Genomic DNA, 15,494 nt, shown 5'->3' with positions numbered 1-15,494 from the left:
CATTGGTTCCACAGGGAGTTACGTGTCCAGTTGCCAGGTCTGTTCGCTGAAGGCCGACCACCCGGGGATCACCGTCGACGACCAGGGGGTGTGCAATCTGTGCAACCTGGATTTCGCCGGGGACCTGCTCGTCAACTACCGGTACACCAGTGAGGTGTTCGCCGAGTTCCAGCGGGCGCCCGCCGCGCGCGGCGAGTTCGACTGCCTGTTCATGTACAGCGGCGGCAAGGACAGCACCTACATGCTGGACAAGTTCGTCAACGACTACGGCAAGCGGGTGCTGGCGTTCACCTTCGACGTGCCGTTCGAGAGCGTGCACGCGGCGCAGAACATCGCGCTGGCGCGGGAGAGGATCCCGGCGACGTTCGTGCTGGACGCGGACGACGACAACATCAAGCTGATGATGCGCGAGGTGTTCAACCGGCCGGTGCCCAAGACGCCGGGCAAGTACCTGGACGAGAAACTGCCGTGCGTCTCGTGCCGGACGTTCTTCGTGCTGCGGGCGATCCTGATGGCGTACGAGCGGAAGATCCCGTACATCGCGCTGTGCGCGGACCCGCAGCAGATCCTGACGATGGAGTCGAACGTCCGTGAGGTGGTGCGCGGCTTCTACAAGACGTTCGGGGAGCGGCTGACGGACACGCTGTTCGCGGGCCGTCTCGAAGAGCTGCTGTTCGACGACGACGAGAACCTGCCGAAGATCGTGTTCCCGTTCATCGCGATGCGCCACGAGTACGACCCGGACCGGATCGTGGCGGAGCTGCGGGCGAAGGGGCTGTACGCGTCGTCGCCGATGGAGACGCACTGCACGCTGTTCCCGCTGCTGAACTACTACTCGTACAGCAATTTCGACTGCATGTTCTACAAGCTGAACGCGGCGAGTCACGTCCGGTCGGTGAAGCGGAACGCGTCCTACGACCGCAACACGTTCAGCATCAAGTTCCCGCGCTCGCTGGACCTGGCCGATGTGGAGGCGCGCCTCGGCTCGGTGGTGAAGGCGATCGCGGCCGGTGAGGGGGACTCCGCCGAGCACGAGCGGACCCTGATCGACCTGTTCCGGCGGATGGACGCGGGCGAGGACGCCGCCCGGTTCGTCGCGCGCGGTTTCCTCGACATGCGTTCCGTCGCCGCCGACCTCGGCATCCGTCTGAGCTGACCGACCCGCAGGAGTGCATCACCATGACCGTTTCCGACTCCGACGTCGCCATCATCGGGATGTCGTGCCGTTTCCCGGGGGCCGACTCCGTCGACCGGTTCTGGGAGGTCCTGAGCGAGGGCCAAGAGACCCTGACCCGCTACACGGACGACGAGCTGACCGCCGCCGGGGTGCCCGCCGAGCGGCTGGCCGACCCGCGCTATGTGAAGGCCGCGCAGACGATCGCGGGCACGGATCTGTTCGACTCGGAGCTGTTCCGGTTCACGCACGACGAGGCGGAGATCCTGGACCCGCAGCACCGGGTGTTCCTGGAGTGTGCGCTGGAGGCGCTGGAGAGCTCCGGGTACGACCCCGAGCGCACCGACGCGCAGATCGGGGTGTACGCGGGCGCCGGTATGAACACGTATCTGCTGCACAACCTGGGCGAGCGCTACCGGGGCGCGTCGTCGGTGGACCGGTACCGGCTGATGCTCGCCAACGACAAGGACTTCCTGTCGACGCGGGTGTCGTACAAGCTCGGGCTGACCGGGCCGAGCGTCACCCTCTCGACGGCGTGCTCGACGTCGCTGGTGGCGGTGCACACGGCGTGTCTGGCGCTGCTGGGCGGGGAGTGCGACATGGCGCTGGTGGGCGCGGTGCACCTGAATCCGCCGGGTGAGGGATATCAGTACCAGGAGGGCATGATCTTCTCGCCCGACGGGCACTGCCGGGCCTTCGACGCCGAGGCGCGGGGCACGGTCATCGGGAGCGGCGCCGGGGCCGTCGTCCTGAAGCGGCTCAAGGAGGCGCTGGCCGACGGGGACTGGATCCACGCGGTGATCAAGGGGTCGGCGATCAACAACGACGGGTCGGCGAAGACGGGGTACACCGCGCCGAGCGTGCCGGGTCAGGCGGCGGTGATCGCGGACGCGCACGAGGTCGCGGACGTCGATCCGGACACGATCGGCTATGTCGAGGCGCACGGCACGGGGACGCCGTTGGGTGATCCGATCGAGGTGGCCGCGCTGACGGAGGCGTTCCGGCACGGCACGGACCGTTCCGGGTACTGCGCGCTGGGGTCGGTGAAGACGAACGTGGGCCATCTGGACACGGCCGCCGGGATGGCGGGGCTGATCAAGACGGCGCTGATGCTGGAGCACCGGACGCTGGTGCCGAGCCTGCACTTCACCGCGCCGAACCCGGAGATCGACTTCGCGTCGAGCCCGTTCTTCGTCAACACGGCGACGACCGAGTGGTCGTCCGCGCGGGGTCCGCTGCGGGCGGGCGTCAGTTCGTTCGGGATCGGCGGGACGAACGCGCACGTGATCCTCCAGGAGGGTCCGGCGCGGCCCTCGCCTGTGCCCGGGGAGCGGCCCGAACTGCTGGTGCTGTCGGCGCGGTCCGATCAGGCCCTGAAGCAGGCGGCGGCCGCGCTCGCCCGGCATCTGCGGGCGCGCCGCGACCTCGACCTGTCGGCCGTCGCGCAGACGCTGGGGCTCGGGCGGCGGGCGCACGGGCACCGTCTCGCGCTGGTCGCCGACCGGACGCGGGGCGCGGCGATGGCGCTCGCGCTGGGGGACGGCGACGGGATCCTGCGGGGTGTCGCCGGGGACGTCGCGCCGGTGCTGGTCCTTGACGGTTCGGCGTCCGCCGACGCGGGTGCGCTGTACGCGGCGGTGCCCGCCTACCGGGAGGCCGTGGACGCGTGCGCCGAGGCCGTCGGCGGGACCGGGCCGCACGCCGGGTTCTGTCACACCTACGGGGTCGTGCGGGCGTTGCTGTCCTGGGGGGTCGCCCCGGGCGCGTTCGCGGGTGCGGGGGCCGGGCTCGCGGTGGCCGCCGCCGTGACCGGGGCGCTGACTCTGCCGGACGCGCTGGCGCTGGCGGCGGGGAGCGTGCCGGCGCGGGTCGGGGTGCCGAGCACGCCGGTGCTGGCGGCGGGGACGGGGGCGCGGCTCACACAGGAGCCGCAGGACTGGACGGGCGGTTCACCGGACGGTGTCCAGCCCGACTGGGTGCGCGTCGACGTCACCGGGCTCACCGATCTCCTCTCCCTCGCCGGGGAGTTGTGGGTGCGCGGTGCCCAACTCGACTTCGCCGCCCTGCATTCCGGGCGGGACGTCCGCCGAGTGCCGTTGCCCACACACCGGTTCGAGCGGCGCCGGCACTGGGTGGAACCCGGCGCCGCTCGCACCGGCCGGCCCGACGCGCCCGCCCGTGACCGGCTGCTGGCCCGCTTCGAGGCGGACGACCCCGCCCACAACGTCGGCCTCGTCACCGACTTCGTCACGGACGAGGTCGGGAAGGTCCTCGGCGGACGTCACCTGGCCGCACCCGACACCAACCTCTTCGACCTGGGCCTGGACTCGCTGGTCCTGATCGAGGTCGTGGCGAAGCTCGGCGAGGAACTGGACTTCGAGGTGCCGGCTACGGCGTTCGTGGAGTTCCCGACGATCCGGTCCTTCGTCGACAACCTGGCCGAGCAGATGGGGCTGACGCAGGCGGCGGCGCCGTCGTCGTCTGCGGCGGGGCGGACGTCCCGGCGGGCTCAGCGGGCGGAGGCGCGGCGGGCGGGGCAAGGGTGAGCCGACGGGCGTAGGGGCTCGCCGGGGCGGGGGCTCGACTCGGGTTCCCGTCCCGGCGGTTCACCGGCGGTGTGACAGTCCGGCCGGGTCGCGGCGCGACGTCGCGCGGCGGTCGCCTCTCGGCACGCCCCCTCAGTGGGGAGCCTCGTGACCAGCGCCGTCCCCCTGCCCCCACCCCGATCCACGTCCCCGACGACGTCCTGGACGACCTGCGCCACACGTTCCGGGGCGCAGGCCCTAGGTGTATTGCCCTGTGAGGTGAGGTTCAGTCCTCCATCAGGCCCCGCAGATGACACTCACCCCGGAGCCGTTCCACCTCCCCCAGCCTCATAAGGGGCCGCGGAACTCCGTGAGCGGGAATCGTCCCCGGCGTCGGTCACTCTCCGCCCCGGCCGCACCGGCAGGCGCGGTTCGTTTCCTCCCGCTCGTCACACGGTCTCAGCAGCGGGTCGACGGCCTTCCTGACGTAGGGAAGGACGGCGCTGTCCGGTACTGAGCTCAGGGCCGGTGTCTGGACGGCGAGCCGCATCAGGGTCATGCCCAGGGCCCACGCCGCGAGCAGTTCGGCGCGTACCTGGGCGTCGGGGCCGTCGAGGCGTCGGGCGAAGTGCTCGGAGAAGATCTCGGTGACGTCGGAGCGGAGGCGGGCGACGGCTTCCTCCCGGCTGGGTGAGCGGAGCATCGTCAGCACCGGATGCGGGATCTCGTCCTCCCCGGGGCCGTCGAAGGCGAGGCGGAGAATCCAGTCCGGCACGTCCTCCAGCGGCAGGTGGCGCAGCGGTTCGAACAGGGCGCTCGCGTGGTGCGCGACCGCTTCGAAGAGGCCCTGTTTTGAGCCGAAGTACCGGTAGACGAGAGCGGCGTCGACATCGGCCGCCTTGGCGATGTCGCGGATGCTCGTGCCGTCGTAGCCGTACTTCCCGAAGCACCGGGCGGCGGCGCTCATCAAAGCCGCTCGGGAGCCCGCCGAGTCGTATTTACGGGGCGTGATGCGGTCGCTACCGCTCCGTTTCGCTGCGTCCGGGCTGTCCATCTGGTGCTCCTCGACTCGGGTGTCCGGTCCATGCTCCCCGGTCCCGGCTCGCCTGTCCAAAAGCCGTCGATCAAATGTCATCGATCGTTGACAACTGTCGCGGCGGTCGACGTAGCTTGTGGCCGCGGGCAGTTGATCTCCGGCTGCCCGCCTTCCACGCTCGGGCCCGACAGCGTTGTCGGGCCTGCGCCGGTGCCCGGTCCCGACGACAGCGTCAGGTCGTGGGAGATCACGCGCCGGCACCCGAACGAGCAGAACTGGTGATCCCTTGACTCTTCGAAACGTCACTGTCATAGGAACCGGCTACGTCGGCCTGACCACCGGCGCTTGCCTCGCCTCCCTCGGACACCGGGTGGTGTGCGCGGACGCCGACCCGGGCAAGGTCGAACGGCTGCGGCGGGCGGAGGTCGACATCCTCGAACCGGACCTGCCGGACGTCGTCCGCGCCGGTCTGGCCTCCGGCCGTCTGGAGTTCACGCAGGACACCCGGGCGGCCGTCGAGAAGGCCGAGGTGGTCTTCCTGTGCCTGCCCACCCCGATGGGTGTCGGCGGCGCCGCCGACCTGGCCGCCGTCGAGGCGGTCGCCGACGAGATCCGCGACCGGCTGCCGCGGGGCTGCACGGTGGTCAACAAGTCGACCGTGCCGGTCGGTACCGCCGAGCGCGTCGCGGCCCTGCTCGACCGCCCCGACGTGACCGTGGCCAGCAACCCGGAGTTCCTCCGCGAGGGCCGCGCGGTCCACGACTTCCTCCACCCCGACCGCATCGTGGTGGGCGCCGCCGACCCCGATGCCGCCCGGCAGGTGGCCGACCTGTACGTCGGCATCGACGCGCCGCGCGTGCTCACCGACACCGCCGGCGCCGAACTCGCCAAGTACGCGGCGAACTTCTTCCTGGCGATGAAACTGTCGTTCGCCAACAACCTGGCCACCCTCTGCGAACGGCTCGACGCCGACGTCGACGACGTGATCGCCGGCATCGGCCACGACCCGCGCATCGGCCGGGCCTTCCTCGACCCGGGCCCCGGCTGGGGCGGTTCCTGCCTGCCCAAGGACACGCACGCCCTGCTGAACGTCTGCGAGGAGTCCGGCGTCGAGTTCCCGCTGCTGCGGGCCACCATCGAAACCAACGTCGAGCACCAGCGCCGCCTCGTCGAGCGCGTGGTCGCCGGCTGCGCGGGACCGGACGGCTCGTTGCGCGGCGTCCGGCTCGCTCTGCTCGGCCTCGCCTTCAAGGCCGGCACCTCCGACCTGCGTGACTCGCCCGCCCTGGCCATCGCCCGCCTGCTGCGGGAGCGGGGCGCCGAGCTGTACGCCTACGACCCGGCCGTCAGCGAGCGGCGCCCCGACCTCAGCGATCTCCTCACGATCGTCGACACGCCCCTCGACGCCGTCGACGGGGCCCGCGCCTGCGTCGTCCTGACCGAGTGGCCCCAGTTCCGCGACCTGGACTGGGCGGCCGTCGCCGGACGGCTCGGCACGCCGCTCGTCTTCGACTTCCGCAACATCCTCGACCCCGGACGGCTCGGCGAGGCCGCGCTGTCCTGGGAGGGCGTCGGCCGTACTCCGGCAATGGCGAGCTGACCCACGCCCGCCCATCCATCGATCCCCCACAGAAAGACTTGACGTGCGCGTACTGTTCACCACCCTCGGCAGCCCCTCCCACGGCCGCGCCCAGTTACCCCTGGCGCGAGCGCTCGCGGCGGCCGGTCACGACGTGCTCGTGGCCACCACCCCGAGCCTCGTCTCCGTCTTCGAGAAGGACGACGTCCGGGTGACCACCGCCATGGACGAGTTCACTCCGCACACCTTCATCCCCCCTGCACTGCTCGAACAGGCGGCCCGCCCCGGCCCGGACGGCGAGGTGCCGCAGGACGTCCTGGAGCGCGTCATGCCCCTGGCCATGTCCGGCCCGATGGCCAGGAAGCTCCGGGAGTGGATCCTTCCGGTGGCCCAGGAGTTCCGCCCCGACCTCATCCTGCGCGACGGCATGGACCTCGGCTCCTGCCTCACCGCGGAACAGCTCGGCGTCCCGCAGCTGCCCACCCCGTCCGGCAGCAGCAACATCCTCGACCCGGCCGAGGTGCTGCCCGGCCTCAACGCCCTGCGTGAGGAAGCGGGGCTGCCCCTCCAGGAGGACCCGCTGTCGGTCGTGCCGCACGGACGCATCGACTACGTGCCGGCGGCCTTCTCGTTCGCCCAGCACCTGCCGTCCTCCTGGTCCTACCGGCAGCCCGTGACCGTGGACCGCCGCCCGGTCCTGCCCCAGTGGATCGCGGACCTGCCCACCGACCGCCCCCTGGTGCTCGCCGCCCTCGGCACCGCACTCCCGATGGTCCGGGAGATGACGGCCGACGGCGAGGAGGAGCAGCCGCCGTTCCCGATGCCGGACCCCGTCCAAACGCTGCGGTCGATGATCGCGGCGGTGTCACGGCTGGAGGAGTGCACCGTCGTCGTCTCCACCTCGGGCATCCCGGCGGACACCGACGGTCTGCCCCCGCACGTGCACGTCACCGACCGGGTGCCGCAGCCCCTGCTGCTGGAGTCCGTCGACCTGTTCCTCACCCACGGCGGCTTCAACAGCATCCGGGAGTCGCTGCGCACGGCCACCCCCATGGCCGTACTCCCCCAGTTCGGCGACCAGTTCGGCAACGCGCGCCGCGTCCAGGAACTCGGACTCGGCCGGGAGGTCACCGACCCGACGCCGGACGGCATCACCGCGGCCGTACGCGCGGTACTGGCCGACCCGGACGTCGGCGCCAGGGCCCGCGCGGCCCGGCTGGCCATGCTGGCGCTGCCCGAGATCGACAGCGCCGTCACCGATCTGGAAAAGCTCGTCTGACGCCCCGCCGGTACCCCCGGGACCCGGGGGTACCGGCTTTTCCCCCCCACGCTCCTCACCGAAGAAGGTCCCCATGTCCTCTTGCCCGCCCTCCACCACCGTCACCAAGGCCGTGATACCGGCCGCCGGCCTGGGCACCCGTTTCCTCCCGGCGACGAAGGCCATGCCCAAGGAGATGCTGCCCGTCGTCGACCAGCCGGCCATCCAGTACGTCGTGGAGGAGGCCGTCGGCGCCGGCCTGTCCGATCTGCTGGTGGTCACCGGGCGGAACAAGCGCCCGCTGGAGGACCACTTCGACCACGCCTGGGAGCTGGAGGAGGCCCTGGTCCGCAAGGGCGACGAGCGCCGGCTGCGCAGCGTGCGCGAGTCCGCCGCGCTCGCCGCGATCCACTACGTCCGCCAGGGCGCCCCCGCGGGTCTGGGGCACGCCGTGCTGTGCGCGGAGCAGCACGTGGGGCAGGAGCCGTTCGCCGTCCTGCTCGGCGACGACCTCATCGACCCGCGCGATCCCCTGCTCACCCGGATGATCGAGATCCGGGAGCGGTTCGGCGGCAGCGTGGTCGCGCTGATGGAGACCGACCCCGCCTCGATCCACCTCTACGGCTGCGCGCGGGTCGAGCCCACCGGCCGGGACGGCGTCGTCCGGGTGACCGACCTGGTGGAGAAGCCCGCCCCCGGGCAGGCCCCGAGCTCGTACGCGGTCATCGGACGCTATCTGCTCGACCCGGCCGTCTTCGGCGTCCTGCGCCGCACCCCGCCCGGACGCGGCGGCGAGATCCAGCTCACCGACGCGCTGCGGGAGCTCGCGCACAGCGGCGACACCCCGGTCCACGGCGTGCTGTTCACCGGACGGCGCTACGACACCGGCGACCGCGCCGAGTACCTGCGCACGATCGTCCGGCTGGCGTACGAGCACGAGGAACTGGGCCCCGGGTTCCGCCAGTGGCTGGCGGAGTTCATGGACACCCGGCGCGCGGTCGCCACCGGTGGGCCGGGGGTCGCGGCGTGAGTGGGGGAAACGACATGACCGCCGCCGAGACCGCTCCCGCGCGGCTGGAGCACCGGCAGATCGTCACCGTCCTGTGGGGACTCATGCTCGGCATGTTCCTCGCGGCCCTCGACCAGACCGTGGTCTCGTCCGCGTTGCGCACCATCGCCGACGACCTGGACGGGCTGACCGCGCAGGCGTGGGTGACGACCGCGTACCTCGTCACCGGCACCATCGCGACCCCGCTGTACGGGAAGCTCTCCGACATCTACGGCCGCCGGCCGGTGTACCTGTGGGCGATCGTGCTGTTCGCCGTGGGGTCGCTGCTGTGCGGGTTCGCCACGTCGATCTACGAACTGGCGGCCTTCCGCGTGGTCCAGGGGCTCGGCGGCGGCGGGCTGATGTCGCTCGCCATGACGGTCATCGCCGACCTGACCTCGCCCCGGGAACGCGGCCGGTACCAGGGGTACATCACAGCGGTCTTCGCCGGTGCGAGCATCGCCGGGCCGCTCGTCGGCGGGGTGCTCGCGGGGCAGGAGACCCTGCTCGGGGCCGCCGGCTGGCGCTGGATCTTCCTGCTCAACGTGCCGCTGGCGGCGCTGGCCGTCGTGGTGGTCCTGCGTGTGCTGCACGTACCGCACCGGCCCGTGCGGCACCGGCTGGACTACGGGGGTGCGGTGGCGCTGGTCATCGGCATCGTCCCGCTGCTCGTCGTCGCCGAGCAGGGCCGGGTGTGGGGCTGGGGCTCCGGCCGCGCCCTGGCCGCATACGCCCTCGGGCTGGCCGGCCTGGTCCTCTTCGTCGTGGTGGAGCGCCGGACGGGCGACGCCGCCCTGCTGCCGATGCGGCTGTTCTCCATCCGGGCGTTCCGGCTGGGGAGCGTGCTGCACTTCGTCGTCGGCATCGCCATGTTCGGCGCCCTGACGACGCTTCCGCTCTACCTCCAGTTGGCGCGGGGCATGACCCCGGTGGAGGCGGGGCTGGCCACGCTGCCCACCGTGGTCGCTAACGTGACGGTGACGCTGCTGGTCGGGCGGCTGATGTCCCGTACGGGGAAGTTCAAGGTGTTCTTGGCGGCGGGCATCGGTTCGCTGACGCTCTCCATGGTGGTGTTCGCGACGCTACGGGCGGACAGCCCCCTGTGGTACGTGTTCGTCGGCATGCTGTTCATGGGGGCCGGCCTCGGCGCCGCGATGCAGACCATCACCACGCTCGCCCAGTCGGAGGTGCCCCGCGCCGACATGGGCGCGGCGACGGCGTCGGTCAACTTCTTCCGCTCCAACGGCGGTACGGTCGGCGCCGCCGCGTTCCTCTCCATCCTCTTCTCCCTGGCGGGCTCCCGGATCGCCGAACGCCTCAGCACGGCCCTGGCCGACCCGTCCTACCGCCACCTCGCCGCACAACCGCACAACGCCCACGCCCTCGACGGCGTACTCCGCGCCGACGGCAGCGTGAACCTGGAGGACTCCGCCTTCCTGCGCGCCCTGGACCCGCGCGTCGCGCAGCCCTTCCTCGACGGCTACGTCAGCGCCATGCAGGTCGTCTTCCTCACCGGCGCCGCCGTCGCCCTCACCGCCTTCGTCATCGCCGCCTGGCGGGTACCGGACACCATGCTGTCGGCGGACTGAGCCGGCCCGCGACAGAGTCGAGTGGAACGGGGGTTTTGGTTCTTGGCTGCCGGGCGGGCATGGCCGAGGGCGGTCCGGGCAGCCGGGCGCCGGGGTACGGGCGCTCGCGGCGGACGATGATCCGAGTGTCCTCGGGCAGGCCCGGCAGGTCGACCGGGCCGGTGAACTGGGCGAGTGCGGCGTCGGGCACGGTGATGTGATCCTCGGCGGGGGCGGCCGCGGCAGGCCGGCCAGGGCCTCGCCGGTGTGTGTTGTCGAGGAAGCCCGGCAGCGGGGGGTGGCCGAAGCCGTGTGGGCGGGTCGGCGCCGCGTGCTCCTTCTCGGAGCGGCAGGTGGCCAGGACGGCGTCGAAGCGCCGAGTGCGGCCGGATCGATGCCCGCCGGCGCTCGCCATGCGGTGGGATCGAATGCGACCGGGCCGAACACCTCGGCCTGATCGCGGAGCCGGGCCAGGCCGGCGATCGCCTCGCCCCCGTCGGCCGGCATCGCCGCCGGGTCCACGGCGGTCCGGCCGGGGGCGTGACCGGTGCCGCGCGGGCGCGGTCGGCGCAGCGCGTGCGTGAAGAGGGGAACGCGGAGGCTGGTGATGGGCCCGGCACCGCGTCATGCCGGCGGACCGGCCGGCTGCGGACGCGGGACGGCCGTCAGGATGACCTGCGGCTGCTCCGCCCCGTCGAGTCGGCCGGAATCCGTACCGGTACCGGGAATCAGGCCGCGACGAGTTCCCGCTCGCGGTCCGGGGCCTGGGACTTGGGCTTCTTGTTCGGCAGCGAGAGCCGGACGACCTTGTGCCAGGCGGAGAACACCTGCTTGGGCAGCGGCCCGGTGACGTACTCCAGCTCGTACTTCTCGAACAGCGCGCGCACCTTCACCGAGACCTCGGCGTACCGGTTGCTCGGCAGGTCGGGGAAGAGGTGGTGTTCGATCTGGTGGGAGAGGTTGCCGGTCATGAAGTGCATGGCCTTGCTGCCGCTGATGTTCGCGGACCCCATCATCTGGCGCAGGTACCACTGGCCGCGCGTCTCGCCCTTGATCGACCGGCGCTCGAAGACCTGCACGCCCTCGGGGAAGTGCCCGCACATGATCACCGAGTGGGACCAGAGGTTGCGGACGAGGTTCGCGGTGAACGTGGCGGCGAGCGTGGTGAGGAACGAGGGGCCCGACAGCAGCGGGTGGATCACGTAGTCCTTGAGCACCTGCTTCCGGATCTTGCGGCCCACGGCACGCACCCGCGCGCGGAACTCCGGGTCGTTTCGGCGGCGCTTGCGCAGGTTCTTGCCGAGTTCCAGGTCGTACGCCGCGATGCCGTACTCGAAGAAGCAGGCGTTGATGAAGTTCCACAGCGGCTGGCCGAGGTGGAAGGGGTACCACTTCTGGTCCTCGTCGACGCGCATGATGCCGTAGCCGAGGTCGTTGTCCTTGCCGATCACGTTGGTGTACGTGTGGTGCAGCTCGTTGTGCGAGTGCTTCCACTGGTCGGCCGGGGAGACGTGGTCCCACTCCCAGGTGGTGGAGTGGATCTTCGGGTCCCGCATCCAGTCCCACTGGCCGTGCAGGATGTTGTGGCCGATCTCCATGTTGTCCATGATCTTCGCCACGGAGAGACCGGCGGTGCCGATGATCCACGCGGGCGGGAAGAACGAGAACAACAGGACGCCCCGGCTGGCCAGTTCGAGCGTGCGCTGCGCCTTGATGACCTTGCGGATGTAGGCGGCGTCCTTCTCGCCCCGGTCGGCGATCACCTCGTCGCGGATCGCGTCCAGCTCGCGGCCGAGCTCCTCGATCTGCTCGGCGGTCAGGTGCGCGGTGGGGTCGATGGCGGTCAAGGTGTTCCTACCGTTCGATGTCGCAGGGGCCCGCCGCGGCGGACACGCAGGTCTGGATGAGGACGCCGGGCTCGGCCTCGGTGATCTCGCCGGTGCGCAGGTCGCGGACGGCGCCCGCCTTGAGCGGGGTGACGCAGCCGAAGCAGATGCCCATACGGCATCCGGACGGCATGAGCACGCCGGCCTCCTCGCCGACGTCCAGCAACGGCGTGGCGCCGTCCGCGTCGACCTTCTTGCCGGTGGCGCTGAAGGTGACCTCGCCGCCGTCGCCGGTGACGACGACGCCGGGGCGGAAGCGTTCGGTGTGCAGGCGCTCCGGGACGCCGTGCGCGCTCCAGTGCTCCTCGGCGGCATCCAGCAGGCCCGCGGGTCCGCAGGCCCAGGTCTCGCGCTCGGCCCAGTCGGGCACGAGTTCGCCGAGACGGGCGATGTCGAGCGTGCCGTCCGTGGCGGTGTGCACCTCGGTGAGCCGCAGCTTCCCAGCCGCGACCAGGTCGTGCAGTTCGCCCCGGAAGATCACGTCCTGCGGGCGGGGCGCGCAGTGGACCATGACGACGTCGTCGAACTCGGTGGCGCGCAACATGCCCATCACGGGCGTGATGCCGCTGCCGGCCGTCAGATACAGCACCTTGGCGGGCGTGACCGGCGGCAGCACGAAGTCACCGGCCGCCTGGTCGAGCTGGACCAGCGTGCCCGGCCTCGCCCTGCGCACCAGGTGGTTGCTGACCTTGCCGTCCGGGATCGCCTTCACGGTGATCGTGATCCGCCCGTCCCGGCGGCCGGCCGGCGAGGTGAGGGAGTAGGCCCGCCACAGGCGCACCCCGTCGACGTCGACGCCGACCCGCACGTACTGACCGGCGGTGTGGCCGCGCCAGCCGCGTCCCGGTCTGATGACGACGGTCGCGGCGTCGTCCGTCTCGGGGTGCACGGCCTCGATGCGCCCCCGCAGGTCGGCGCCGGCACGCAGGGGGCTGACCAGGTCGAGGTAGTCCGACGGGAGCAGCGGCGTCGTGACCATCTCCAGCAGTTTCCTCGCCCTGCCGCGGAGGGCTGTACTCGTCATGCCTCCAGCTTGCTGCGCTTCAGGGGGTAAAGTCCTGACCGCAGGACGTAAACCCGATCGGCAAAATTGTTCGCAGGGAACAAAGAATGAGCCATGTGACCCGGCGGGCCAGCGAACTGGCTCTGGACGAGACGACCGTCATCGCGCTGCGGGCCGCGCTGAGGGACACGGCCGACGAGGTCGTCGAGGCGATCATCGACGAGGTGCCGCCCTACGCCAACGCCCTCGCGGGCCGCATGGGCGCTTCCATCCGCCGGGCCGTCCGCACCACTCTGGGGCACTACCTGGACCTCGCGAGCGGGAACGCCACGGGCGGCGACGCCGGTGACGCGGCCTACGAACTGGGCCGCGGCGAGGTGCGCGACGGCCGTTCGATGGACGCCCTGCTCGGCGCCTACCGCGTCGGCGCCCGCGTGGCCTGGCGAAGCCTGGCAGCCGGTGCCGTGGCCGCAGGGCTGCCCGCCGCCGAGGTCGCCAAGTTCGCCGAACTGACCTTCGCCTACATCGACGAACTCTCCGCCGCGAGTGCCGCGGGCCACGCCGACGAACTGGCCGCCCGGGGCCGGGCCCGCGAACGCCACCTGGAGCACCTGGCCCGCGACCTCCTCGCCGGCGCGAGCCCGGACGTGCTGCTGGGCTCTGCCGGGCGGGCCGGGTGGCAGCCCCCGGTCTCCCTGACCGCCGTCCTGCTGCCCGCCGCCCAGGCCCGGCCGGCCTACCGGACGCTCGACCCGAGCACCCTCGTCCTCGACGATCTGCCGGACGCCACCGGTGTGCTGCTCGTCCCCGACGCCGACCGGCCACGTCTCCTGCGGCAGCTCACCGACCGCACCGCCGTGGCCGGCCCGGCCCGGCCATGGACCCGCGCGTCCGCCTCCTACGAACGCGCCGTCCGCGCGCGCCTGCTCTCCCCCGACATCCGCGACACCGAGAACCACCTGCCCGAGCTGGTGCTGACCGCCGACGCGGACGCGCTCGCGGACCTGCGCACCCGAGCCCTGGCTCCCTTGCGGACCCTCCCCGCCGCGACCGCCCACCGCCTGGAGGAGACGCTGCGGGCATGGCTGCTGCACCAGGGCCGACGGGACGAGGTCGCGGCGGCGCTGTTCGTCCATCCCCAGACGGTCCGGTACCGGATGTCGCAACTGCGCGAGCTGTTCCCGGATCTCGCATCGCCCCACCGCGTCCTCGAACTGACGCTGGCGGTCGGCCTCCGGGCCGGCTGAGACCGGGGGCGACGCGGTTGCGCGACGGCCCGGCAGATCGCGCGAGCAATGACGGAACGTGAGATCAGGAGTCTTCATGGCGAAGCTCCCGGCTCGGGGGATTCTCCGGAGGTTTCGGTGGGGTGGGGATGCGGCCGGTGTGGCGCCATCGCCTGAGGACGGCGCGGCCGTAGTTGTTGGTGCCGGCGATGCGGTCGAGGTCGGTTCCGGTGGGGGTGCGGCCGGCGGCGTGTTCGTGTTGGTAGTGGTCCCACATGATCTGTTCGGCGTTGTGCCGGCTCGCCGGGCGGCGGGAGGTGGGTGGGGTGCGGTGTCTCGGCCGGTTCCGGGTGGGGTGCTGGTCTCGTTGTCCGCTCTCCGTCTCGGCGGGGTGTGGGTGTGGGTCTCGGTGGGTGAGGAGTTCGACCGAGAGGAGGAGGGAGACGGGGGGCCAGCCGGCGACGAGGACGGGCTGCCAGGTGAGGGTGGGGGCGGCGGCGATGTTCGCGGCGAGGGAGACGGCGATGCCGAGGAGGAAGGCCGTCCAGACGACGGTGCGTTCTCGGCCGGTGTGAGGTGTGGGTTTGAGGAGGCCGACGGTGGCCAGGAGGAGGAGTCCGTCGACGGACAGGGGCCACAGGACGGCGCTGGTCTCGTCGGCTCCGCCGTGCAGGGCGAAGGCTCTCTGGTGGACGTAGGAGGCGTAGGCGGCCACCGCGGCCACGATCACCGCGCAGCCACGCCGTATCCACGTCTCGCCGCCCGCTCGGATGCGCGGAGTCTCGGTTCGCGAGACCTCCGTCTTCGTCCGGGGCCCGGTCATCGAGACCGCCGAGGCGTTCGTGCCGACGAGAAGGTCTCGGTGGTCTGCGCTCTCGGCGTCGTCGTCTCGGCGGAGCGTGTTCTCCTCCCGGAACGGGAGCCGGGCGAGAGCGAGAGCGGGCCTGGCTCGTCTCGGGTCCGGGTCGGGCTGTCGGTGCGGTGTGGGGCCATTCCGCCCTCCCTGCGGGCACAGCTTCGTCAACACCGAAAAGACCGGCATCCGACGCCGTTTTGGCCACGGGCAGAACAAGATTTTCAGCGCGGGCGGGCCTGGGCCACTATTAAAACGCGGCTAAATCCGCAGTACCGGCGGCAGTTCGTGAGCGGCCCGCTCCTCCTCGTGCCAAAAAACTGCTAACGGCTGCTTAG

The 15,494-nt window shown here is 71.6% G+C and carries 11 protein-coding genes; 7 read left to right on the top strand and 4 right to left on the bottom strand.

Annotated features, from left to right (window positions below; genetic code table 11):
- Positions 1 to 22: 22 nt before the first annotated feature.
- Together IAG44_RS40150 and IAG44_RS40145 are read left to right on the top strand one after the other, a co-directional pair.
- Complete coding sequence (locus IAG44_RS40150) at positions 23 to 1,156, top strand: adenine nucleotide alpha hydrolase family protein (protein ID WP_187751942.1); 1,134 nt, start codon at positions 23 to 25, stop codon at positions 1,154 to 1,156.
- Positions 1,157 to 1,179: 23 nt separating this feature from the next.
- Positions 1,180 to 3,720: a type I polyketide synthase gene (locus IAG44_RS40145; RefSeq protein WP_187751941.1), complete on the top strand. Its 2,541-nt coding sequence runs from the start codon at positions 1,180 to 1,182 to the stop codon at positions 3,718 to 3,720.
- A gap of 376 nt (positions 3,721 to 4,096) precedes the next feature.
- Here the strand turns inward: IAG44_RS40145 and IAG44_RS40140 are convergent, their stop codons facing one another.
- Positions 4,097 to 4,666, bottom strand: coding sequence for a TetR family transcriptional regulator (locus IAG44_RS40140; RefSeq protein WP_246562678.1), 570 nt, complete (start codon positions 4,664 to 4,666; stop codon positions 4,097 to 4,099).
- Between the two features lie 355 nt (positions 4,667 to 5,021).
- Between IAG44_RS40140 and IAG44_RS40135 the strand changes: the two genes are divergently transcribed.
- From IAG44_RS40135 to IAG44_RS40120, 4 genes are all read left to right on the top strand, one after another.
- The gene (locus IAG44_RS40135; RefSeq protein WP_187751939.1) at positions 5,022 to 6,335 is read left to right on the top strand and encodes a UDP-glucose dehydrogenase family protein; all 1,314 of its coding nucleotides are present in this window, start codon (positions 5,022 to 5,024) and stop codon (positions 6,333 to 6,335) included.
- A gap of 43 nt (positions 6,336 to 6,378) precedes the next feature.
- Positions 6,379 to 7,593: a glycosyltransferase gene (locus tag IAG44_RS40130; RefSeq protein WP_187751938.1), complete on the top strand. Its 1,215-nt coding sequence runs from the start codon at positions 6,379 to 6,381 to the stop codon at positions 7,591 to 7,593.
- 73 nt (positions 7,594 to 7,666) lie between these two features.
- The gene (locus tag IAG44_RS40125) at positions 7,667 to 8,602 is read left to right on the top strand and encodes a UTP--glucose-1-phosphate uridylyltransferase (RefSeq protein ID WP_187751937.1); all 936 of its coding nucleotides are present in this window, start codon (positions 7,667 to 7,669) and stop codon (positions 8,600 to 8,602) included.
- A 14-nt stretch (positions 8,603 to 8,616) separates the two neighbouring features.
- The gene (locus IAG44_RS40120) at positions 8,617 to 10,209 is read left to right on the top strand and encodes an MDR family MFS transporter (RefSeq protein ID WP_187751936.1); all 1,593 of its coding nucleotides are present in this window, start codon (positions 8,617 to 8,619) and stop codon (positions 10,207 to 10,209) included.
- Between the two features lie 707 nt (positions 10,210 to 10,916).
- On the opposite strand, the gene IAG44_RS40115 is transcribed toward IAG44_RS40120, so the two are convergent.
- Together IAG44_RS40115 and IAG44_RS40110 are read right to left on the bottom strand one after the other, a co-directional pair.
- Positions 10,917 to 12,035, bottom strand: coding sequence for a fatty acid desaturase family protein (locus IAG44_RS40115; RefSeq protein ID WP_187751935.1), 1,119 nt, complete (start codon positions 12,033 to 12,035; stop codon positions 10,917 to 10,919).
- A gap of 7 nt (positions 12,036 to 12,042) precedes the next feature.
- Positions 12,043 to 13,053: a ferredoxin reductase gene (locus IAG44_RS40110; RefSeq protein ID WP_187753088.1), complete on the bottom strand. Its 1,011-nt coding sequence runs from the start codon at positions 13,051 to 13,053 to the stop codon at positions 12,043 to 12,045.
- Between the two features lie 131 nt (positions 13,054 to 13,184).
- Between IAG44_RS40110 and IAG44_RS40105 the strand changes: the two genes are divergently transcribed.
- Positions 13,185 to 14,324 carry a PucR family transcriptional regulator gene (locus IAG44_RS40105; protein WP_187751934.1) on the top strand — a complete coding sequence of 380 codons (1,140 nt, stop codon included), beginning with the start codon at positions 13,185 to 13,187 and terminating at the stop codon, positions 14,322 to 14,324.
- A gap of 64 nt (positions 14,325 to 14,388) precedes the next feature.
- Here the strand turns inward: IAG44_RS40105 and IAG44_RS40100 are convergent, their stop codons facing one another.
- Positions 14,389 to 15,018: a DUF2637 domain-containing protein gene (locus IAG44_RS40100; RefSeq protein WP_246562666.1), complete on the bottom strand. Its 630-nt coding sequence runs from the start codon at positions 15,016 to 15,018 to the stop codon at positions 14,389 to 14,391.
- Positions 15,019 to 15,494 lie beyond the last annotated feature (476 nt).

The sequence above is a fragment of the Streptomyces roseirectus genome (genome assembly GCF_014489635.1).
Taxonomy (GTDB): domain Bacteria; phylum Actinomycetota; class Actinomycetes; order Streptomycetales; family Streptomycetaceae; genus Streptomyces; species Streptomyces roseirectus.
The sequence above is the reverse complement of the archived record's forward strand: the minus strand, read 5'-3'. Positions and strand labels throughout refer to the sequence as shown.